At 60.1% G+C, this 20,414-nt stretch carries 22 protein-coding genes; 5 read left to right on the plus strand and 17 right to left on the minus strand.

The genetic code is table 11. The annotated features are described in order from the left end of the window. Nucleotides 1–79: 79 nt before the first annotated feature. The 3 genes from DPV79_RS40095 to DPV79_RS40105 form a co-directional block, all read right to left on the minus strand. Nucleotides 80–481 carry an Imm44 family immunity protein gene (locus tag DPV79_RS40095; protein ID WP_133295783.1) on the minus strand — a complete coding sequence of 134 codons (402 nt, stop codon included), beginning with the start codon at nt 479–481 and terminating at the stop codon, nt 80–82. 107 nt (nt 482–588) lie between these two features. Beyond that, nucleotides 589–990 (minus strand): restriction endonuclease subunit S domain-containing protein, encoded by a 402-nt coding sequence (locus tag DPV79_RS40100; protein WP_113048010.1) that lies wholly within the window; start codon nt 988–990, stop codon nt 589–591. An 8-nt stretch (nt 991–998) separates the two neighbouring features. Next, nucleotides 999–5,633: an RHS repeat-associated core domain-containing protein gene (locus DPV79_RS40105; RefSeq protein WP_113048011.1), complete on the minus strand. Its 4,635-nt coding sequence runs from the start codon at nt 5,631–5,633 to the stop codon at nt 999–1,001. 602 nt (nt 5,634–6,235) lie between these two features. Here DPV79_RS40105 and DPV79_RS40110 point away from each other — a divergent pair. Next, nucleotides 6,236–6,532, plus strand: a complete 297-nt coding sequence (locus DPV79_RS40110; protein WP_133295784.1) for a hypothetical protein — start codon at nt 6,236–6,238, stop codon at nt 6,530–6,532. Nucleotides 6,533–6,549: 17 nt separating this feature from the next. Here DPV79_RS40110 and mobF read toward each other — a convergent pair whose 3' ends face one another. From mobF to DPV79_RS40155, 10 genes are all read right to left on the minus strand, one after another. After that, entirely contained in the window at nt 6,550–9,498 is a 2,949-nt protein-coding gene (mobF, locus tag DPV79_RS40115) for a MobF family relaxase (RefSeq protein ID WP_113048013.1), read from the minus strand. A gap of 44 nt (nt 9,499–9,542) precedes the next feature. Next, on the minus strand, nt 9,543–11,393 hold the full coding sequence (locus DPV79_RS40120) for a type IV secretion system DNA-binding domain-containing protein (protein ID WP_113048014.1): 1,851 nt from the start codon (nt 11,391–11,393) through the stop codon (nt 9,543–9,545). A gap of 1 nt (nt 11,394) precedes the next feature. Then, nucleotides 11,395–11,736, minus strand: coding sequence for a ribbon-helix-helix domain-containing protein (locus DPV79_RS40125; protein WP_113048015.1), 342 nt, complete (start codon nt 11,734–11,736; stop codon nt 11,395–11,397). A 255-nt stretch (nt 11,737–11,991) separates the two neighbouring features. Further along, complete coding sequence (locus tag DPV79_RS40130) at nt 11,992–13,056, minus strand: hypothetical protein (RefSeq protein WP_113048016.1); 1,065 nt, start codon at nt 13,054–13,056, stop codon at nt 11,992–11,994. A 73-nt stretch (nt 13,057–13,129) separates the two neighbouring features. Further along, a complete protein-coding gene (locus DPV79_RS40135; RefSeq protein WP_133295785.1) occupies nt 13,130–13,708 on the minus strand; it encodes a hypothetical protein in 579 nt (192 codons plus the stop codon). A 14-nt stretch (nt 13,709–13,722) separates the two neighbouring features. After that, a complete protein-coding gene (locus DPV79_RS42950) occupies nt 13,723–13,875 on the minus strand; it encodes a hypothetical protein (protein ID WP_165843633.1) in 153 nt (50 codons plus the stop codon). A 10-nt stretch (nt 13,876–13,885) separates the two neighbouring features. Next, nucleotides 13,886–14,206 carry a hypothetical protein gene (locus DPV79_RS40140; RefSeq protein WP_113048018.1) on the minus strand — a complete coding sequence of 107 codons (321 nt, stop codon included), beginning with the start codon at nt 14,204–14,206 and terminating at the stop codon, nt 13,886–13,888. A gap of 10 nt (nt 14,207–14,216) precedes the next feature. After that, nucleotides 14,217–14,939 (minus strand): OmpW/AlkL family protein, encoded by a 723-nt coding sequence (locus DPV79_RS40145; RefSeq protein ID WP_113048019.1) that lies wholly within the window; start codon nt 14,937–14,939, stop codon nt 14,217–14,219. Nucleotides 14,940–15,103: 164 nt separating this feature from the next. Then, on the minus strand, nt 15,104–15,352 hold the full coding sequence (locus DPV79_RS40150) for a ribbon-helix-helix domain-containing protein (RefSeq protein WP_113048020.1): 249 nt from the start codon (nt 15,350–15,352) through the stop codon (nt 15,104–15,106). A gap of 34 nt (nt 15,353–15,386) precedes the next feature. After that, a complete protein-coding gene (locus tag DPV79_RS40155; protein ID WP_113048021.1) occupies nt 15,387–16,025 on the minus strand; it encodes an AAA family ATPase in 639 nt (212 codons plus the stop codon). Nucleotides 16,026–16,824: 799 nt separating this feature from the next. On the opposite strand from DPV79_RS40155, the gene DPV79_RS40160 reads away from it, so the two are divergent. The 4 genes from DPV79_RS40160 (at nt 16,825) to DPV79_RS40170 (ending at nt 18,304) form a co-directional block, all read left to right on the plus strand. Continuing rightward, nucleotides 16,825–17,445, plus strand: a complete 621-nt coding sequence (locus tag DPV79_RS40160) for a hypothetical protein (RefSeq protein ID WP_113048022.1) — start codon at nt 16,825–16,827, stop codon at nt 17,443–17,445. 7 nt (nt 17,446–17,452) lie between these two features. Then, a complete protein-coding gene (locus tag DPV79_RS42395; RefSeq protein WP_133295786.1) occupies nt 17,453–17,662 on the plus strand; it encodes a hypothetical protein in 210 nt (69 codons plus the stop codon). A 16-nt stretch (nt 17,663–17,678) separates the two neighbouring features. Then, nucleotides 17,679–17,876, plus strand: a complete 198-nt coding sequence (locus tag DPV79_RS42400; RefSeq protein ID WP_133295787.1) for a hypothetical protein — start codon at nt 17,679–17,681, stop codon at nt 17,874–17,876. A gap of 71 nt (nt 17,877–17,947) precedes the next feature. After that, nucleotides 17,948–18,304: a hypothetical protein gene (locus DPV79_RS40170; RefSeq protein ID WP_113048024.1), complete on the plus strand. Its 357-nt coding sequence runs from the start codon at nt 17,948–17,950 to the stop codon at nt 18,302–18,304. Between the two features lie 34 nt (nt 18,305–18,338). Here DPV79_RS40170 and DPV79_RS40175 read toward each other — a convergent pair whose 3' ends face one another. From DPV79_RS40175 to DPV79_RS40190, 4 genes are all read right to left on the minus strand, one after another. Next, nucleotides 18,339–18,632 (minus strand): type II toxin-antitoxin system RelE/ParE family toxin, encoded by a 294-nt coding sequence (locus DPV79_RS40175; RefSeq protein WP_059933698.1) that lies wholly within the window; start codon nt 18,630–18,632, stop codon nt 18,339–18,341. Continuing rightward, on the minus strand, nt 18,629–19,078 hold the full coding sequence (locus DPV79_RS40180; protein WP_113048027.1) for an antitoxin PaaA2 family protein: 450 nt from the start codon (nt 19,076–19,078) through the stop codon (nt 18,629–18,631). Before DPV79_RS40180 ends, DPV79_RS40175 begins: the two co-directional genes overlap by 4 nt. 11 nt (nt 19,079–19,089) lie before the next feature. Further along, nucleotides 19,090–19,395 (minus strand): DUF7673 family protein, encoded by a 306-nt coding sequence (locus DPV79_RS40185; RefSeq protein ID WP_113048025.1) that lies wholly within the window; start codon nt 19,393–19,395, stop codon nt 19,090–19,092. 77 nt (nt 19,396–19,472) lie between these two features. Further along, nucleotides 19,473–20,096 (minus strand): NADAR family protein, encoded by a 624-nt coding sequence (locus DPV79_RS40190; protein WP_113048026.1) that lies wholly within the window; start codon nt 20,094–20,096, stop codon nt 19,473–19,475. Nucleotides 20,097–20,414: the final 318 nt, after the last annotated feature.

Raw genomic sequence — 20,414 nt, forward strand, 5'->3', positions numbered from 1 at the left:
TCAGGCAGAAGCGACAAATCCGGCCGGCCGGGACGCGCCCCCGGCTTAGCCAGGCGGTCCGTTCCGCTCGCGACGACGCTTACGCTGAAAGCAATGATTTCCTTGCCTGCGCCAACGCTGCACGAAACTTCTCTTGGCTCTCCTGCGAAACTTTTAACTTCGGCATTAGTTCAATGGAGCGGCTCAGTGCATCGAAGAACATCTCCATTCGCCTTTCCGCACTGGCCTTCTTGAATTCTTCATGAGGAATATGCAGCCTGAATTCAAGCACCTTTCCTTTTGATGAAATTTTTACAACCTCAGGAAACCCAGATAAAAATTTATCGGTGAGAATAATGGATAAGAACGCCCACTGCTCAAACTTTTCGGTGAATACCAAGCCCTCTAAAAATTGGTTGACGACGGGCTCGATCGCATTTCGTGCAACACGAGCATCGTCCCCAATATCTGCCTCATTTTCCCCAGACATCCACAATTTCACTTGAGCCTCCCTTAGTAGTCGCTCAAATTCAGGCAGAAGCGACAAACCCGGCCGGCCAGGACGCGCCTCCGGCTTAGCCGGGCGGTCCGTTCCGCTCTCGACGACGCTTATGCTGAAAGCAATGACTTCCTTGCCTGCGCCAACGCTGCACGAAATTTCTCTTGGTTCTCGTGCGAAACCTTTAACTTCGTCATTAGTTCAACGGAGCGGCTCAGCACATCGAAAAGCATCACCATTTGCCTTTCCGCACCGGCCTGCTTAAATTCTTCATAGGGAAGATGAAGTCTGAACTCAAGCACGGCCCCCTTCGATGATCTTTTTGCAATTTCCGGGAAATCCGAAATAAACTTTTCAGAGAGAATGATTGGAATAAATGTCCACTTCTCAGCCTTTTCATCAAAATACACCCCCTCAAGGGCTTGATTTACAGCAGCCTTTATCTTATTGATCGCGATTCTGGAAGATTCCTCCACATCCAGCTCTATTTCACCCGATGTCCACAGTCTCATTTTCGATCCTAATAATCATTGTTATTTAGGCGCGGCCGCTTCCCGCCATGCGTCGACTTATATTCCAAAATCTTATTGTGCTGCCAACAGTGCATTTCTCGTTTGGTACCCACGGCTTCTGGAACCATTCGCGCATTCTCGCTTTCCAGATATTTTTCGCTGTATCGCGCTTTGCCACGAGTTGTTTCACCGTATTTCAGAATTTCACCAGTATCGATATCTCGAAGCGTGTAACCAATGGCCGGAACCTTGCTATCAAGGTCGTTCCCATGAACTTTCCCGTTGCCGGCGCTCCCCTTTAAAGGACATACGGTACTGGGGTTACGCCCTTGTCCAAACTTGCCGTTCTTATTGCGCGGTTGTCCCGGCCACAATCCGAACGGGTCGACCCACTCAACCGGATTCGGTGCGTAAGCAAAAACGTTGCTTCCGCCGTCAAGCCCGATCGGATCTTTCGATATGAACCGGCCCGAACCCGGATCGTAATACCGATGCCGGTTATAGTGCAGCCCCGTCTCCGCGTCGAAGTATTGCCCCGCGAAGCGTAGCGAGTTCGCGATGCCGGCCTTGCGCGCGGCGTCGCTAATCGCTTCCTTCGCTTCGCCCCAAGCCCGGTAACGCGCGCTCCATGCAATCTCGCCGGCGCCGTCCGTAACGTCCTGCGGTGTGCCGATCTGGTCGCAGTGGTAATACGCGACCGTGGCGAAGGCTCGCGGCTCGCCTTGATCGAACAGCATCGCCGGCCCGGTCGCCTGAGCCAGCGGCGTGAAGCTGTCCGGCTCGTAGACGTAGTGCGTCGTCTCGCGCTTGTCCCACGACGTTTCATACGCCAGCGTATCCCCGTCCCACCCGTACAGCGTCAGCCCGTAACCGTGCTCCTGCTTCAACCGTTGGCGCTCTGCATCCCGCCAGCCGCTTCCCGCACTCGGCAAATAGGGGACCTGCGGTTCGGTCAGTTTCGCGATCCGCCGGCCGAGCGCGTCGTAGGTGTACGTCGCCCGCATGTTCCGGTCGGTCGCCCCCACCATCCGGCCGAAGGTGTCCCACTGAAACGCCATCCGTGCGCCGTTGTGCGTGCGTTCTGTCAGGTTGCCCCAGTCGTCGTATTCGAAGTGTGTGCCAGCGTAATCCTTTAGCAGGTTGTCCAGCAACGGCCTCGATTGCTTACCGCCCATCACGCCGATGCCGTGTGCGTCGCGCTCGGTGGCTTCCACGATATTGCTGGCCGGATCGAAGGCGAACGTCTCGACGCCCAACGACGACTGCGCGCGCAGTAGCCGGCCGATCGGGTCATACGCGTACTGAATTTCGCCGCGCTGCATGTCCGATATCTGCGTCAGTTGGCCCGCCGCGTCGAACTGATAGCGCCGGTCCGTCACCTTGCCGCCAGCCCCTTGTAGCGTCTGCCGCGCGAGTCGACCAGCCGTGTCGTATTGCGTCGTCTGTTTCAGGCCATTGCCGAGTTCGCGCACCGTTTCCCGGTGCCCGTCGTCACGCTCGAAGTTCGCGACGCTCTGACCGTCCAGCAGCAGGCCGTGCACGTGACCGGAACCGTAAGTCAGCCAGTCCACCCGATGGCCGTCCGGGCGGATCGTCGCAATACGCGTGCCGAGCTCATCATATTCGTGACGCCACACGGATTCGTGATCGTCCCGATTGGTGGGGAGAAAAACGTGCTCGCTGCTCAGGTTGCCGACCGGATCGTAGAAACGGCGCACACGGGCCGCTGCGTTGCGCGCCGTCGCGATGCGCCCGAAGCCGTCGTATTGGAACGCTTCGCGCTCGACTGGCGTACCCTCCTGCGGTTCGAGATACACCGTGTTCCGCTCCCCGAACCGCGCCGGCCATCCCGACCGCTGCGCGAGCCGACCCATCGCGTCGTACTCGAACGCCTGCATCATGCCGCCTTGCAGCCGGTGCGTGATCTGGCCGTTGCGGGCATCCCGGTAATAGGTCGTCGCGCGGCCGTCGAAATCGGTTTCGCTCATCAGCCGGCCGAAGGTGTCGTAGCCGAATCGATACTCTCGGCCGTTCTCGTTACGCAGCGTGGCAATCTCACCGAGTCGATTCCACGCATATTCCAGCGCATCGCCGCGCGCGTTCGTCCGTTTCGCCAGCAGCCCAGCGCGCGTATAGCTGTAACGGGTCTGCCGATTCAACCCATCGGTATGCGTCAGCAGGCGGCCTTCGGCGTCGCGCTCGAACGTTTCGCGGCTACCGTCTGGGCCGATCACCCACGCAAGCTGTCCGGCTTCGTAACCGTATCGCGTGACCTCACCGCCCGCGCTCTGCTGCTGGATCAGTCGGCCGCGCTCGTCGTATTTCCACGTTTCGGTTTTGCCCGAACAGTCCGTATAGCGCTCGATTTGTCCGTCGTGCCGCCAGCCGATTTGCTTCGTGCCGCCCTTCGGATCGGTGACCGCGACCGGCAGGCCCGCACGGTTGTATTCGTACCTCGTTACGTGTCCGAGCGGGTCTTTCGCTTCCGTCACCAGCCCCCGGCTGTTGTGGTAGCGCTCCCAGCGATGACCTTCGGCGTCTTGCACGCCGATCATGTCGCCGCGACGGTCATAGACATAATGCGTGGTGCGTCCGTCCTGCTGCGTGTGCGAGGTGAGATGGTCCGCTTCGTCCCACGTGAATGATTCGGTCGTGCCGTCCCGGAACACGTGTGCCGTGACGTGCTTCGCCGCGTCGCGATAGAACCATTCTTCCGTGTTGTCCGGATACACGATCCGGTACACGTAGCCGTTCATGTCGTAATACTGCTGCGTCGTGTTGCCGAGCGCGTCAGTCACAAAGGTCAGGCGCAACCGGTCATGCCACGTCAGGCGCGTATCGAACGTGCCGTCATCGGCCCATTCGTGGACGGCCTTCGCGTCCAGGTGCGTGCCGTCCCACTCCAGATTCATACCGCGCCCGGTGCGGTCCGTATAGCGCGTGACAAGGTGATGCGAATAGGCATAGTTCCACGATGCGCCGTCCTCGTCGGTCGCGTCCACCAAATCGCCGGCATCGTCGTAGCGATAGTTCGCGAGCGTGCGGACCGGCTCGCCATCACCATCCAGCAGCGTGACCCGCGCCACGCGCCCCGACGCGTCGTGCGTGAGCTGCGCCACGTCGCCCGCGCTGTTCGCCACACGTGCCAGCAGACCGTTATCCCACGTCAGCGTCACGGCATTGCCGGAACGATCCGTGATCCGCGTCAGGCGGAATCGGTCGCCATGCTGCGCATAGGTTTCGGTCAGCACTTCTGCGCGCACGACCTGAATGCCGCCGTCCGGCAGGCGCGACAGCACGCGCGATTCAATCCGGTCATGGTGTGGCGCTAAAGGCTTGAGTGCGGGATACGTGACGCTGCGCCCGAACGCGTCGTGATAGACGAAGCCATCGCCGGATGGTTCGAAACTGACGTGATAAGGCGTCGTCCAGCGCGGCCCGAGCGGCCCGCGCTCGTCGTGTGCGCCGAAGTTCGAACGGTACATGCGCATCCATTCGATCGGGACGACACCGGGCAGCACAAAATCGGTGTGCGTGAACGACTCGTCGCCGAGCGCGTAGCCGATTGAATTCGTCCCGCCGGCTGCTGCCTGACCGGCTTCGCATTCCTTGCAGGGCGGCACACCGGGTTTCTGCGCGGGCGCTTCGTCGTGACGCGGCTCGAATCCTTGGCCGGTTGCCTTTTTGCGCGCCTGATTGGGTTTGTTCGGATCAACCGTTGCCGCTACGTGCGTCTTGTTCTTCTCGTAAAGCGCGACTGCTTTCTTGAGGATAACGAGCATCGACATAATCGTGCCGACATCGCTGCGCGACAGTGCGGTAATTTCCGCCTTCGCCTTCGGAACCATCGCCTTCAACCAATCGGCAGCGGCGATCATCTTTTCCTTGCCGACCACTTGCGACGCAAGCTCACCGGCCACGTTGGCTTCTGTCTTCAGGCCCGCCGTATACGCATACCAGACGGCCGTGAACAGTTTGTCGTATTGCTGCAATGGGTCGCGCATCAAATCGCCAGCGGCGGCTTTGGCCCGCTTCAGGTCTTGTCGCGGGTCCGTCAACTGTCCCGACGCCAGGGCACGAAGCACGTGCGCCAGCTCGGTCAAAATCTGTTCGATCTTTGCCGCGCAATCATTCAGTAGACTGGGAACAAGCTCAATTGCCTTGTCGACGTACTGACTCAGTTCGCCCATCAACGTCGCGCTGAAATTGTGTTCGATGACGGCCGCGACGGCGGTGGGAATTTCCTTCATTTCCCGCTTCACCGCTTGCCTGATCACCGCAAGCGTCGGACGCAGCGCCATGCGCGCGGGTCCCGTTCCGGGCGCGGGCACCGAACCAATCAGGTCGATGCCAAGGTTGGCCCATTCCAGCGCCTTCTCGATTTGGGAACGACTACTGCTTCGTGCCTCGTACATCGTCACAATGTCGCCGCACAAATCGACCGCGGCCATGACGTTACCGAGTACCGGCAGGGAGCCGGCGACTTGCTCTAGCCGGCCGAGCGTCACCCAGCCGCCGGAAATGTGTTGGAGCCACGCATCAAAGCGTGCCGCTCCGGCGTGGAGGTCGGGAGTGGTGATTTGGTTGATCGGCACAATTGCCGTGTCGATGAACGACTGAATCGATTCCGTGTTACCAGCCATAGGCCCTCGCGATATTCATGCTGTCTATCCGGGAGGGTCTGTATCAGAATTGGGTCTCTCTCGATTCGCCCCCGCCGTCCCCGTATGGATGCGCTTTCCCTGATAGGGAAAGCGGGTCGGCCATCGATCGTACCCAATAAGCCGCGATCCGATGCCACGCTAGCGCAAGGAAGAAAGGCAAATCAACCGTCCGCGTCCTAGAATTTGTCAAGAACTGTCATCTTTTGAGCCTGTTTCACTGCGACTCGGTACCGGTGGTGCGATAGACACTCAACGGGACGAAAAAGCCGATCGCTGAGATCGACTAAAAATGAGCCATAAAAGCCCGATTCCGGAGTGGCTGGAGGCGCGCGCGCTCACCCGGCCGGATCGGTTAAAATTGCAGTGCCGTCAAAACAGCGACGGCACAGGTTTGGAAGCCTGTCTGCACCAACCGCACACCTGCCTCGCGGCAGGTCGTGCGCTTGCCTCTGCGCGCCTATGGGCGGGCCGTGGTGGGAGAGCCGCAAGGCTCGCCGGAGTTGGTGCCGGTCTTCCAATCCTGCTACTGCGCCCGCTCACCCTCTTTTCGAGCGGGTTTCCAAATGATCCGGAGACCGGCCGTGCCCGACAACATCCCTCCCCTTTCCGACGACGATCACGCCCTGTTGCTCGAGTATTTGCTTGGGCTGGTGCTGTATGCCGGCAGCGTTTACGCACAGGAATTCGCCACCTTGACCGGCCTAGCCGCCACATTACGCACGTGGTTACCTGCTGGACAAGACTGCGCCAAACTGGCGGCCGAACTCGAACAGCGCGCCCGCCGGGCCCGGGCCGATCTGAAGCGGGATCTGGCGATGCTGCGTGGCGTAAATCCAGCCATGCCGCTTTTGACGATGCGCGGCGGATCTCCCACTTAGGCCAGCTCGCACACGAATCAGCCTAACCCCAACTCCATGCCCTTGTCGCGCTGCTGTCCGCGCTCCTGCTGCCGTTCCGCAGCTCGGGATACCTCGGCGCCATGCGTCGGCTCGGGCCGCACCTGGCGCGGGCCGGATCGGTAGTCGGCATAGGTGGCCGAACGCGTGGCAAGGGCGGCATCGGGCCGGCTCTCGCGCTGTTCGCCCGCCGCGTGACGAGCGCGCGTCGCCAAGGTCTTGTTGGCCTCCTGCGACGCTTGCTTGGCGGCCAGCTCGCGGTCCTGAGTGTACGTAACGACCTTGTGTCGATGACGGGTGTTGTTCACGTAGGTCTCACGCTGGCCGTGCCGGCCGCCGTCCGTGTTGTGGTGAATCAGGGCGCGGCTGACGGTTTGGCCCTGCGATTTGTGGCTGGTCACCACATACCCATGATCCAGTTGCCTGTACCGTGACAGGTCGACCTCCTTCCGGCTGCCGCTGTCCAGCAGCACGGTCATGTGGCCGCCATGAGCGGCAATGAACGTGCCGGCGTCGCCGTTCTTGATGCCCGTGGCCCGGTCGTTCTCGGCAAAGGCGATGCGATCGCCAAAGGCGAACTCGCGAACGTCAGCGGTATACGTCTGCATCTTGCCCGCCTGCTTGGCCTCGATCGTGCGCGGCCGGGGGCCGTCGCCGTCCACGATCAGGCGGTTGGCGCTGGCGTCGATGTTGCGCACGGTCAGATACGACACCGAGCCGTCGCGGCCGGCTTTCTTCAGCACGTCGCCCGGTTGGTAGCTGGTCGCCTGCGAGCGCTGCGAGCGCGTCAGATCCTTGGCGCGAAGCGTATCGACATACGCCGTTTCGGCCGACAGCTCGCCGGCGGCCTTCAATTGTTCGCGGATCGCCTGATTGATCGAGCGGCGGTCATCGTTCGTTGCTGTCACAACGATGGTCTTGGCGCGCTCATCGGATTGCAGCGCCGCGTAATCGGCTGCAATGGCCTTGATCGCGTGTTCGTTGTCGACCTGGCGCGCGACCTTGATTTCGTCGCGACGCTGCTGCACCTGGGCTTTCGTGAGTGCGCCATCGCTCTGCGCCTCGATCGCCGCCCACTTGCCCTCGATGCCGTGCCGTGCACCGGCAAACTCGACGGCCGTGTGACGTATCGCATCCCCGTAGTTCCCTTCGATGATCGAGCGAACCGGCGCGCGGGCCTCGTCGGTCTGCTGACGGCTGATTTGCTTCAGCTCCGACATGGTCATGTGGGCCTGCGCCCGCTCGAATGCGCCGCCGGCGCTGACGGACTGGTGTTGCGCACGGTCGCCAACAAACAGCGTTTTGGCGCCTGTGCGAACGGTGGCATCGAGCACGCCGTTAAGCTCCTTCTGGCCGGCCATCGACGCCTCATCGTTGATGTAGAGGATCTTGGCTTGGCCGACGCCGGCATCGGGCAGGTTGCGGGCCTTGCCGAGAAACGATGCCGTGGTGCTCGACTCGATGCCGGCATCCGCCTGCAGCTTATCGGCCTGCGCCGCTCCGGTCGAAAATCCCTGCACTGTCCAGCCCTGACTTTCGGCCGCTTCGCGCACGAATTCCAGCATCGTGGTCTTGCCCGTGCCGGCGGCACCCTGCACCCCGGAAAACTGGTCCCGGCCCGTGAGGATGCTTCTGGCGGCGTCCCGCTGCTCATCCTTGAGCGCGAACCCCTTGCGGCTCTCGAAGGCCTCCAGCCGCCTGTCAAACTCGGCGTTACTCAGGATTGCCGTGTGGGCGTCTCGACCGGCCGTGATGGTCTTGTCGGCCCAGCGCTCGCCAGCGATCGCGTCTCGCGTGGTGTAGCGCGCGCCAGCACGATCCTGCTCGCGCTGCACCAGCTCGCCCTTGTCGGCCGCCGCGTCGATCGCCGCGATCAGCTCGGCGCTCGACGCGCGCCCCGAACTCTGTAGCATGCTCTCCTTCACCAAATCCTTGCGCGAAAACTCCTGTTCGCGCTCGGCAAGCGACGCAATCGCGCTGCGCACGACGTCGGACGCGCTCGGCTGCTCAGCCAGCGTGTAAGCGCCGAGCTGGGCCTGCTGGATGCCCGTGCGCTCGGCTTCGGCCTGCCAGCGATCGCGGTGCGCCTCGGCGCTCTCGCTATGCCCCTCGGCCTTGTCTGCGCGCGTGGACAACACAGCGGCCTGCCGCGCCTCGTAGCTGGCCGAATCCTTGTCGATGCCCCGGCGCTCGAGCGCGGCATCGCGCTCCCCCGAACGCTTGCTGAATTGCTCGAGCTGGCCTTTGCTGTAGCCGGCAATCTCGAATTCGCCGCGGCCGTCGAAGCGTAGCGAATAGCCTTGCTCACGAAGGCGGCCGGCCAGCTCGTTCTTGTAGACGGCATCCGCCGTCGTGCGAAACTGCATCAGCTTTTCATTGCTGAGGGAATACGCCTTGCTGTCGTGATAGGTGACGTTGGCAATCAGCACATGCGTATGGGTCTGCGGATCGCCGGCGCGACTCGTCGCGTGCGAAAAGCTGGCATAGGTCAGGTTGCCGGTCTGCACGAACTGGTGATTGACGCGGGTTTGCGCACCCTCGGCTTCCAGCCATTGCATGGAGGCCTGCACGGCCGCTTCGTGCGCGTCCCGCACGCCCTTACTCCCGAACACCTCGGCCTCGACGCTCACGCTCTTGGGCGCGGAGAAAGTCAGATCCCACCCGGCGCGATGCTCAGTGGTCTTCTCGCCGGTCGCCCCATCGGTAACGGTGCGGCCGAGCTGGATCTGTCGCGCCTCTCCGTCGACGCCCAGCTCGTTGACCTGGCCGGCGAGAATGCGGCTCAGGTCGCCGGCCTGCACGTGGCCGGATAGCCCATTGATCTCGGCTCCCCGGCCGCTCCACGCGGACGGTACGACCTCGCCGGCGTAGTATTCAATCCGGGCCTGCTCGGTGGTGTAGTACTTGGCCGCGCCGCTGGCGTTGCCGATCGCGTGCATCGAAATCATGCGTTTCCCCGTCTCTGGTTCGTTTGTAGTGGTGTCATAGACGCTCAGAACAAGCCGCCGTGATCGTCGGCCAGCAGCTCGGGCGGTACTTCGGTCGGCCACTCGTAATCGTCCGGCAGGTCGGGCGGCAGCTCGTCCACGTCGGCCGGCGCGATCGGCTCGCGTTGCTCGATGGCCGGCAACGGGCGCGGCTCGAACGCCGACGCGATGATGGGCCGCTTGATGTAGGGAATCGTGACCTCGGCCACGGGATACCCGCCCGCCACCTTCAGGTACGCGGTCAGGTCCGGCAGCGTCTGGATCTGCGATGGCATCACCAGCGCCGTTTCGGCGCGCTTCCGGCCGATCTGGTTGCTATCGCGGGCGGTGTCCGCAACGTGGGTGTTGCCGGCCATGGCCTCATCCACTTCCTGCGAACCAAGAAACGTCGCGAGTGCCTTTGCGCTCTCGGCCTCATCGGTACGGAAAATGGCCTTGGTTTGGGCGTTTGCCATCATCGTGCGGAATGGCAAGTCGCCGTAGATATGCCGCCCTTGGGCTTCGTTCTGCATCCCGATCAGCGTACTGATCCCGTATTCCCTCCCCAGCGTCATCGAGCGCGGCAATGCATTCAGCCTCGGCAGGGTCGCCAGCTCATCGAGGACGAATTGAACCCGCATGTGATCGACCAGCGGCCCCGACAGCGCGGCCAAAACGGCCAGCTCCAGCCAGACAGCGACGAACGGCGCGATCGCCTCATGCTGCTTCGGGTTGCTCGCGAGAAAGAGCCATCCCTTCGAGTCCGATTCAATGAACTGACGGATCGAAAACCCATTGGACGAAAACAGCTTGAAAAAGCCCAATGCCGGCGCTGTCACAATCTCCATTCGGAACGATCCGGCCGCCTTCTGATTATCCGGCGTCATCAGCTCCGCGCTATCCAGCTCGTACCGGACAAGGTAATTATGAAGCTCGGCAAGTGGCATTCTCATGGCGACACGGGCAACTTCGCTCATGCTTTTTTCGAAATCCGACCCCATCTTTACGAGCTTCATTACATCTTCCAGAACCTTCCGCCCGCCGTTCACGAAAATCTGGTTCTGCCCGTTCCCGCCCTCCGCATCTGGAATAAAAAACCGTGCGACCGTCCGATAATCAACATCATCCACCATGTCATCGAATATCGACCATGCCGCGCAACGCAGATCCATCGGATTAAGGATGATGTCGCCCCGCGCTGTGTCATAGTACTTCTGGATATAGTCACCTTTGGTGTCATACACCACGGCTTTCATGCTTGGTCGCGACGCATCAATCACGCCACATATCGCCTGAGTCTTCCCCGCCCCCATCCCCCCCATGAATGCAGCATTACGCGTCATTAACTCGTCTGGTATCCCGACACCGCCGACCTTGTAGTCGGCTTGCACCCTCGGTTTTGTCATCGCACTCAGCTCGTCAGCCCCAACCATTTTCTGACCTCGCAAAAACTTGTCGGTTGCCTCGTCTGCGCCCAATTTCAATTTGTGGGTAGCAACACGCTTTGCGACAAACACGCCTACCCCGACAGATACCGCCGCGATGACAAACACCATAAAACCGCGCCAGCCAATAACTTGGCCCGTTATATCGGCGGCCTGACTGGCTGACAATTCGACGCCCCCACCAATCGGCAGCTTGATACCGATATTCACCCCTAACGCCACAAGTAGCTCGGCCAGATAATGCTTGAATATTACCTCGCGTTCTACCGCGTTAGTCACCAACAGCAACAATCCAGAAAACAGCGTGAGTGCCACGGCACCGGCCACAATTGCCAACCGCTGAATTCCAGCAGTTGCCATGTGGATAGAATGCCAAAGTGCATCACTACCGCGCGTGAAATCATCGAGTCGCGATCGCTTGTTGATTGCCATTTTAGTACCCGAATTTTTCCACCAGCGCCTTGACCAGCAGCCTATTCGCTTCGTCGTTTATCTCTTCGCGCCTGCTTTTCTCGACGTTATGCGCATCGGTTGCGATTCGAGCGCCGAGATAACCCATAAGAAACGACTTCTCGACAACCAGCATTAACCTCGACATGCTCGTCTGCAATTCCGAAACTTGAGCCTCCAATCGACTCTTTTCCAAACCGGCCTCGATCAACGAGCGCAGCACAAACGACCGGTTACTATCCCCGCCGACCGCCTCCGCATGTTCATCTACCCGGTCCAGCAGCTCGACCGGCAGTCGCAGGCTGATGATCTTCGATTGCTCCATGTATTCCCCGCTTTGTCCTTGTAGGTATTGACTCGCGCTGCTATCGGCGCGGTCTCTGTATTACGCCGTTTTTGTTTTGTGTATTACGCCTGAAAGCCCGATATCACGGGCTTTCAGGCGGTTTTAACACATGCACCGTAGGTGCGTAATGTGTGCCGATTTTCTAGTTCAGCATAGCTGAACGGCCCGCCCCCTGTCGACCTGGTCTATGCCTCGGGGCATGGACGAATAGCCCATGCCCCAGCGAATCGCCGATTACTTAACCCCGACCGATGCCTTATCAGCTTGGTCAGTACCGAACGATTCAGTCTGCCTATCCGTCCGCTCTTTCTTGGCATTCACTTCAAGCGCACTCGCCACTTCTACCTCATAGAGCTGGCTGTTAATGTAGCTCTGCCCGAAAACGACCTGACCGCCCACCCGATATACCCAGCCTGTCGGCGGACCGTCATATTCATAAACACCACTGGTCCATGATGGGTCGCCCTGGCCCACGGTAACTTTTGTAGCCTTGGCCGCTGTATCCGACGCCTGCTTGAACATCGCATAATATGCCGAGTTCGGAATCTTCACGACGGCCTCAAGAAAATCATGCCGCAAATCGGTTGGATTGCGAAAACTCTGCGGCATGGCGCGTGCCACTTCAGCCGCGAACAGATTGGCGAAATTCAATTCTCGCATCTTCCTGTTCATGTAAACCATCATGCTTTGATCCTGATTGGCGTCATCGTATTTTACCCAGCCACGGCTGGGCGAAACGCCTTGCAAGAATATTTCAATCGCAAGCCGCCGCAACAGAAAATCCTCTCCGGCATGAACATCCCCTTTCAGATATTTTGATGCGATATCATCCAGTGGTTTCGCCCAGTCCTCATACTGTTTCGGCAAAGTCATTGACTTTGAAAATTCCGCAACGCCAATCTCTCTCTTGAAAATAGCGCCATCGAACGGAGTACCACCCGGCCCGAAATGGAAGCCAGCGCCATTTTCCCATGCCGATTTCGCGTGCGTGAGGTCGTCGTTAAACTCTACCGCTCCCTTATACTTCGGCGCGTCTTTCTCATCCCACGATACGTAGTAGTTGTCTCCAAAATAGTCTTGCGTACCCTGCGCCGCCATTATGATTTCAGTCAGCAACTGCTGCTTGGCAACGACCCTGTTTGACTTTGACACGCTTTCGGACTTCGTATTGGACTGCCCGAACTCACCGCGAAATCCGGTGCTTTGCGAAGACTCGGCGGAAACGCCCGCCTCTTTTCTGCTGCATCCAACCAATGCAGCAGCAATCAGTGCGGTGGCGATTATGTACTTGACTTTCATTCTGGTCTCGGTGGTGAAATAACCCGGGTGCTTGCGCGCCCGGGTGGCATGCTGATTTTCTCGTTCTACCGATTTATCCCTTGGATACCGCACCAACAGACGGGCGAACGGTTACTGTGAAGGTCATACGATCTTGTTGGGTTTCAAACCAGTTCAGCCCAAACAGCACGTGTGGTTTAGTCACTGTGGATTTTGAATAGGACACGATTTGCTCGGTCCCTACGGAAGCAATCCGGCATTCGATCGAGGTTGCAGACTGGCGGGTAATGGTTGCGTTTGCCGTCCTGCACTGCTGTTCAGCGTCGGCAAGGCTCTCGGCCCCGCCCGATCGGACGACGCCGGAATACGAGACCACCCAGCCGGCCGGGCGGCCGTCAGCGGCCGGCTCCGGGGCGGATACGGCCGTCCACGGGCCGCAAGTCCACGATTGCACGTCTCCGATAGCAAGGCTCTGGGGGGCTTCGCCGAGCGGACAGAGGCGGCTTTCAAGCGCGTTGAGGTCGGGCGGGATGCCGGCCAAAGCCGGCATCCCATGGGAGCCTGCGCGGAGCGGCGCAATGCCGGCGCCAGCCGGCTCCGCGTGGATCGCGCCGGAATGGGCGATGAGAGAAGCGGCCAGCATGGCCAGTGTAGAAAGGTGCGTGCGGTTCATGGTGTTGGTCTCCGTTATTTCAGCATGCGTGCGGCAAGTACCAGCAAGACGGCGTTCACGACGAAGCCGGAAGCGCCTTGGCCGACAGCGGTATGGCTGAGGCCGGACTGGAACACGACAAGGCCGATCACGCCGGCCATCACAACGGGAAGATTTCGAAAGCTCATTGTCAGACCTCTATTTTTTGAGGGCGTCGTTCAGGTCGCGGACGAGCTGGTCGCTCGACTGGTTGCGCTCGACCTGGCGAACCTCGGCCACGGCCTTTTTTCTCCGGTACTCACCACATGCGGCGTCGGCCTCGGATGCGGCGTGCTGTAGTGCGGCCGGCGAGTCGCCGCGCATGCGGGCAAAGTCTTCGTCGAAGCGCGCGTTGTGGCAGTCCATCTTTGCCACCTGCACGCTGGTCGTGTCCTGCACATGGGCGTTGTGCATGACGTACAGGACAAGCCCAGCGATTCCGATGGAAGCGCCCACGGCCCCAGCAACAAGAGTGTTCATAGCGGTTTCATTACCTGAAGCGATAGCTGGCGTTCACGAACGCCACGATCGGGTTAAGCCGGATCTTGGTTTGCGACTGAACGGGAATGGTGCCGACCGGCGACCGCACGACCGTATTCAGTCGGGCTGTCACGCTCACCGGGATATACGAGAGCGAAAAACCAGCGAACCAGTGCTCAGTAACGGCGTAATTGACGCCAAGGTTGAGGACCGGAGCCCATGAGCGATCGGTGGAAACCGTCGTCGGACCGCCCAGCACCTTCTGTTCGAAGGCGGCGTTGGTCACGCTCGCGCCTGTGAACCAGATACGGGTTACGCCAATGCCGGCATACGGGCGCAGCCGTGCTTGCGGGTCGCGAAAGTAGTACTTGAGCAGCAGCGCCGGACTCCACTGTTTCGCGCTCCCCAGCTTCCCATAGCTGGCAAGCGCTCCCCTCCCCTCCAAATCGAACGTCGACGGAATGCCAAACACCAGCTCGGGCGCAACGTGATCCGTCACGAAGTAAGTGGCCGACAGGCCGAATGTGTCGGAGCTGCCGGCCTTGATGCTCGTGTTGGGAACGCCCGTGTTGACCGACACCCCACCGACGCTCGTAAGCGTCAACGGGCCACTACTCGACTGCGGCGCAAAGTGCATCCAGCCCGCGCTAACAAGCACGCTGCCGGCCGCTTGAGCGTGCGATGTGGCTGGAATCACGGCCAGCAAGGAAAGGGACAAGACCAACGGTTTCATACGGAAATCTCCTGTGGTTGAGCTACGTATAGGAGATGCCATTATGATGTATGAACAATGCAATGTATACGTATAAACTAAATATTAAATACGTTGCTCGTAAATAGGTGTTGGCGAAAAAAAAGCCTCGCAGGAGCGAGGCTTTTTGACGGTAGGGCAGGGGCCTACTCGATGCCGAGCCACTTGGACACGGCAACGGCCAGCGCGCTAGATCTGCTGATACCTATTCGCTTAGCCGCCGCGTCGAGCTGGGCGAGCAACACCGGATCGAATGTGATCGTGATCGGCTTCTTGTTCTGCGACACCTCGGCAGGAGATTGTTGCTCCGAGCGGGTCGGAGCATCCGGCGCACGATTGATGAACTGGGCCGTCGCATCTGTCGGCGGCTTCTTGGGTGCCTTGGTAAGTCCCATAGTTAATACCTTTTAAATACGTAATCTATACGTATTAATTACGCACAAACAGCGTATCAGTTAACGCTGCGATTTCCGCGCATGCGGCAGCATCACGGGGCTTGTATTCCTCGATGTGCAGGCCAGCGCCGGAAGCGTGAGCGATCGCTTTTCGGCGGGTAATCCGCGCGGGCAACAGGTCGATTCCGTCCAGCTCCTGAATCGCTTCCTCCGCCTCGGCATTGTCGCCGCCCTGCGGATCTGCGGCGTTCAACACCGCCCATGCCTTAATGTCATTGACCGCTCGGGCCTCGGCCAAGATCGCGGCGGCGTCGTTGAGCGCCCACACATCGAAGCTACGCGGCAGGAATGGAATTAGTACCACATCAGACACAGCCAATGCTGCGCGCAGTGCCGTCGAGTCACGGCCGCCGGCGTCGATGATGATGTGGTCGTGCATGTGACGCTGCTGCGTGACCTGGCTGCGAAGCGTCGCGCCATCAGGATAGGCCGCTGCCGGAATCGGCTCGCGCCCGCCCTCGGCCCGCACGGTGATTGCTCCGATACTGGTTCCTTGGCGATCGCCATCGATCAACCAAACGCGCTGACCACGTGCGGCCAACCCTAAAGAAAGCTGGACAGCGAGGGTCGATTTACCCACGCCTCCCTTCGGATTTCCTACGGTAACAATCATGTGTTTATCCCCTTTTTATACGTATAAAATACGTAGTTTCTAATTTTATCATCAGACACGACGGCCGCGAAAAATAAAAAATCCGGCTTCGCCGGATGCCTCAAACCTAAAAAATGACCGCTGCGCGGTTAGTGTGGACACGGCCCGTACCGGGCCGTGGGTAGTCTGCAAGAGGGGAGGGGGCATCCCGCGCCCGCCCGTGGACAACTGCGCTGTCCACACCACAAGGGTGTGGACAGCCCCGGCTCGTTGGCCGGGGTTCCGCAGTTGCCCACCGTCTCCCCGCGAGCAAGCCCTACGGGCCTGACGCGCCCCTACGGGGCTTGCCTTAGTGAGAAAAAAGACGATCCACCCCCCTCCCTGTAAGCGATAGGGAGCATTGCAAGCCACTGGAAGGCAACGCCCGGTGCTCATAAGCACCCGGCTGATCGGCAGGCGGCTAAAAGCCGTCTGCCGATCTTTTGTCCGGGTCTTAGGTGGTCGGTGGCCTGTTGGCCGCCGAACGCCTTAGACCGGAGCGCTGATGCGGGTTGGTTAACCACCATGGGGGCCGTCAAGGCGCGTAGCGCCGTTTTGCCCCCCTTCGGGGGGCTGTTATCAAAGCTCGTCGCGTGGCGATGTAAAAGAGAGAAAAGAGGGAAGGAATCAGGAAATCGCGGCAAAGCCTTATCTGGCAAGGGTTTCGGCGATTTGTAAAGGGATCACCCTAGATGATCCCTATTGGGATCACCCTGTGTGATCCATAAGATCATTGACGATCCCTCTTGGCTCACATAGTATGAGCCATGAAGGATCACGAATGATGAAGCGAGTCCACGAAATGAGCCAAGACGTCACCTTGAATGATCCCAATAGGGATCACCTTGCGCGGGAAAATGAAGAGCTGCGCGCCGAGCTGGTGAAACTCAAGCGGGGCGCGGTAAATCAGGGCTTCGTGCAGGTTAGTCGGAAGTACCTCGATGACCTAGACGAGCTGGCATTCCGCTCCCCTGCCGCGCGTAAGCTGTTGACCAGCCTAGTCAAAGCCATGAACCGCCAAAACGCGGTGATGGTGTCGCAAGCCTCGCTCGTCAAACTAACCGGCCTAAGCGCGCCCACGATCAAGCGGGCAGTCGCCTTGTTGAGAGAACAGCAGTGGATCGAGGTATTGAAGGTTGGCACGTCCAACGTGTACCGCGTTAACTCGTCAGTTTTCTGGCAAGCTCGCGCAGACGGCCGCTGGGCGTCCTTTTCGGCCGAGGTCGTGCTGAACTTCGATGAACAGGACGAAGTTACCAAGGCCGCACCTATCAACCCACCGAAGACGACGCTGCGCCATATCCCGGTACTTTCCGCCGATGAGGATGTGTTGGTGTCAGGCGCAGCTCTTGGCTCGGACGATCCGCCCGAACAGGCACAGCTCGATTTTCACAAGAGCTGAGGCGAAGATGCGAAACATCCTCAAAAAACTATGGCGTGCAATCAAGGCATTGCCGTGGGACACCTCCGATGACGATGACGATGATGATGATGATGAGGTGTGGCAGCACGGCTATGGCTGGCGTTACAACGGCTCCCAATACGGTGCTGAACGGGATCACAGGCCGATACCCGGCCCGAAGAACTCTTGGGGCGCTGGCAAGGGTTCCGGCTATTAGACAACAGGAGATGACCGTGCGTGATAGAGATCCTGCCGCCAATGTCGGCGTTTGGGTGGTAACTGATTTGGATGATGTGCCGGCCACCAGTAGCGGCCTGTTTCCCATGGATGGCAACCCTGCCGCCGACTGGATCGGTCGCGCCATGCAGGGCATCCGGCACATGCATCATGACGAATCCGCGCGCACGGCCATCGCGCGCCGGCTGTTCTAGTGCACTATTGCACCTAGTGCGGCGCTGGCCAGCGCCAGCCTGTAGCTAACCCCAGAAGAAGAAGGAAGAACATGCTAGTCAAGATGCGCGTTTTCGATGAAAACCAACAGGAAACGATCTACTTTCAGACCGCGATCAACGCGCCGGCGTTGATCGCGATTGCAAAGGACCGCGAAGCATTCATGAGAGAGAAGGGCAAAGCGTTCGCACAGGGAGCGGTACCATTCTACGGGGAGGAATTCATCAAGGCGGTACAAGCTGACGACGCCCGCGAAATCGAAAAAAACGCCATGCAGGCCGCGATGGCTGCATGGCTGTGCGATCACATTTTCAGCGACGTCAGCGAAGCGGAGTTCGTGCGCTGTGACCTGGAGTTCAACCTGCATCCCACGGGGATGGTGGTCTACAATCGGAAGCCCGCCCAATAAGCAGGTGGGATGAGGACGCCGCCAGTCAGCGCCCTCATTTTCGCTTGCCCTTCGGGTAGTCCTGGCGCGCGCCGATAATGCGCACGATCTCGATCACGCCGGCCGGCCGCTCGATCCGATAGACCAGCACGTGGTTGGGCGTCAGGACCATTTCACGGGTGCCGCGCACGCGGCCGGGCTTGTACAACTCGGGATGCTCGGGCAGGGCGCTGGTCAGCTCGCCGATTCGGTCGTCCAGCTCAAGCGCGGCGCTGGGGTTGTCGGCTGCGATGTAGTCAAAAATCCTGTCGCGATCTTCGCTCGCCTGCGGGTTCCATTCAACGATCATTTAGCCCCGCGCGCGAGCTGCTTTCGCAATGCAGCCTTCTTCGCTTCCATCCGTTGCTGCACCTCTGCGTGGGGAATCCGCGGGCGCGGATCATCCATCGCCTGTTGTACCTGCTCACGGAACCACTTGTCATACGCCCGCGCGGCGTGCGCCTCCTTGAGTGCGGCCGACCGGTCGGGCCGAGTCGGGCCGCCGGCGGCCGGATCGTAGCCGGCCGCGTCGACGTCGAACCGGCTAATGCCCATGTCACGCAGGAAGCTCACCAGCGTTTCGAGCCGGCGGAACACGCGCACGTCGCCGCGCTTAGCCGACAGAAAGCGCTCGGTCAGGCCGTAGCGCGCCGCGATCGTCCAGCCGTTGCCGTGGCCGACGACATGCGCGGCGCGCACCGCGCCGGCTTCCACAAGCTGGGTCAGGGTCTTCTGGTCGATGGTTTCGGTGGCCATGTGGATCTCCGTCAGTGGCTCGGGGCCAGCTCGGGCCGCCATGCCTTCACGACGGCCTCGAACTGCGGCCCATAGCCGAGCGTATCAGGGTAGCTGTTCGCCCGCGAGGCAAGGCGGAACACCACGCACATATCCTCCACAATGTCGTCGTCCACGCCCCATGCGGTGGTGAGGTCGTACTTCCCGCACTCGCCAGCATTCCACCAGGCGAGCAAGAAATCGGCGACGCGCCGGCTCTGGTGGGTGTCGCCGCGTGCGTGCTCAAGGAGGCGTTCGAGCGCCGCGCGCTCGGCCGGCGTCATCTGTTCGGATCGCATCGTTTTCGCTCCGGTGGTGGCCAGCTCGTGCTGGCGAAACTCTTGGGTCGGTTTTAATTATTGTACAGACTCCCGATCTACTGTAAATCGGGAGTCCCACTATTCTTGACCGGGCCGGGAACTGGACATAACGCCTGATCTCGGCCGGCGCATCTGTCAGCTCCTGTGGCGTGCCGATCTGGTCGCGCTGATTGTTGCTGCTCCGGTACCAGCACTGCTTCGACTGTCGACGGCGAACCGTCGCTTAGCATGCGTCGCGCTTCCATCAGGGCATAGCCCAGCAAGTTACGCCCCTGCCATTGCGACAGGGAGAGCGCACGCGGGTCGTCTTCGGCGAGGCCGATGCCCCAAACACAATCGTCTGGACTCGCTTCCACGAGCAGGCGCTCTCCGGTAGCAAGCAGTTCTTCGCGCATGGCGCTGTTCTGCGAGAACTTGAGATAGCACGCGCGTACCATGACGAGTACACGTTCGCGTTCCCATACGTCCTCCTGATATCCCTGCACTGTGCGGCCGAGCGCCTTAAGCTTCCGGGGATTGCTGATCGCCAGCATCGCGACCGCGAGTTCGTCGTTACCGAAGAGTTTCGCCTTGCGCCACATCATGTACTGCTCAGTGTTCGCAAACTGAATACCGTCCTCGACGAACGAGGCAGGATGCCAGTTCGAATAAATGTCGGCGGTGCGCCAGAACAGCACCATCGTGTCAGTCGTTTTCAATTCATCCCTTGATCTGCATCGTTGTCGTAGGTGCTGGGCGGCGCATAAAGATCGTTCTCGGCCGCCGCGAGTGCCTAGGCCGCCGGGAACAACACTCGTATATCGCCGACACGGCAAAAGCAAGGGGCAAATCCCGTCCGGTCGGGCTGTCCGGGGTGTCGGCGATATACGAATCAGGCAGAAGCGACAAATCCGGCCGGCCGGGACGCGCCCCCGGCTTAGCCAGGCGGTCCGTTCCGCTCGCGACGACGCTTACGCTGAAAGCAATGATTTCCTTGCCTGCGCCAACGCTGCACGAAA

The organism is Burkholderia reimsis (genome assembly GCF_003294055.1).
In the GTDB taxonomy this organism is placed as follows: domain Bacteria; phylum Pseudomonadota; class Gammaproteobacteria; order Burkholderiales; family Burkholderiaceae; genus Burkholderia; species Burkholderia cepacia.